At 28.3% G+C, this 1,324-nt stretch carries 2 protein-coding genes; one reads left to right on the forward strand and one right to left on the reverse strand.

The features are described 5' to 3' along the window. On the forward strand, positions 1-1,170 hold a 1,170-nt coding region (locus tag C6B38_RS04130), incomplete at its 5' end, for a hypothetical protein (RefSeq protein ID WP_233485525.1). Here C6B38_RS04130 and C6B38_RS09900 read toward each other — a convergent pair. Continuing rightward, positions 1,130-1,324, reverse strand: a 195-nt coding sequence (locus C6B38_RS09900) for a hypothetical protein (protein WP_162475855.1), incomplete at its 5' end; no start/stop codon positions are given. The genes C6B38_RS04130 and C6B38_RS09900 overlap by 41 nt on opposite strands.

Genomic DNA, 1,324 nt, shown 5'->3' on the forward strand with positions numbered 1-1,324 from the left:
AACTTATTAGGTAATAGCGATAATTATAACGAAGAAATGTTAAAACTATGTGATAACAATTCAACTGGTTTTTGTAATAGCGATAATTATAACGAAGAAATGTTAAAACTATGTGATAACAATTCAACTGGTTTTTTATTTTACGGATTTGGCGAACAAGAAAACTTAGATGCAGAATTCAAATATGAAGACAACGGAATTCAAGTAAAAATAAAAACAAAAAAAGGAAACAAAGAAATACCATTTTTTTATTTAAGCATTTGCGGAAGAATGATTAAAGTAGAAAACAACACCACAAACGATATCAACGACTTAATTCCCTATGCAAAAAACGAAGCAGAAACAACAACAACAATATTTTTAACAATTAAAATAGATATGTCAAAAGCACCATTAGTATATCCAACCCCCGATATAGACAACCCAGATGAAAACTACCAATATATTAATAAAAATTTTATTGAAAGTTTAGGAGAAAACAAAAGCGAACAAATTGAAAAATTAACAGAATTATTAGAACAATGCCCCATTAACACTAAAATTGACGAAGTTGAACCAAGCGGAATTGACAATAAATTCTATTTTGAAAAAACCAACGAAGAAAAAAACAAACCCTGAAAAAATATTAAAAGTGCCATGACTTGAAACGATAATTCAAAAACAATAGCAATAGCTATAATCGATAACATTAATCAAGTAAATGATTTTAAATACCAAGCAATTTATCAAAATAAATGTGCTAGCGAATATTTTGTATGAACAGACAAAGGAAGATTAACCCAAGATAACTTAAACACAAGACATAAAGACGGAATTTATGAATTCCCTATTCTTAGTTTTAATTTACCTCTAAAAGGCGAAAAAATAAAATCCTTTAATTGAGAATACACCGCACGCGTTCCCATTCGTTATCAATCAATCAAAGACCCTAACAATTTTATTAATTTTTGCGAATATGCCCAAGAAAAAAAGGAAGAATTCAATAAAAAATGAACCAAAGAAATGGAAAAAATGGATCAAAAAACAGCACAACTAGACAAAAAAATTAGAGAAATGCCCTACAAAATAGAAAGCAGTGCCAAATATGTCAAAAGCAGATTAAAAGAAATGACACCAGACGAAAAACCATTTAATACAGTTGATAATAATACTTATTATCAACTGTATTAAATGGTTTTTCTTGTGAGCAAATTCATTCTAAGTTGTTTTTTATTTCTTGGCAATTTGTGCATATTTGGTTTTCTTGTTTTAGTTGTTGTAATTCATCTTCGTTATATTGTGGTATATTATTACAAGCAACTAGAGTTGTTGTGCTTGTTCCTAG

It is taken from the genome of Spiroplasma sp. ChiS (genome assembly GCF_002968355.1).
GTDB classification, from domain to species: Bacteria; Bacillota_I; Bacilli_A; order Mycoplasmatales; family Mycoplasmataceae; genus Spiroplasma; species Spiroplasma citri.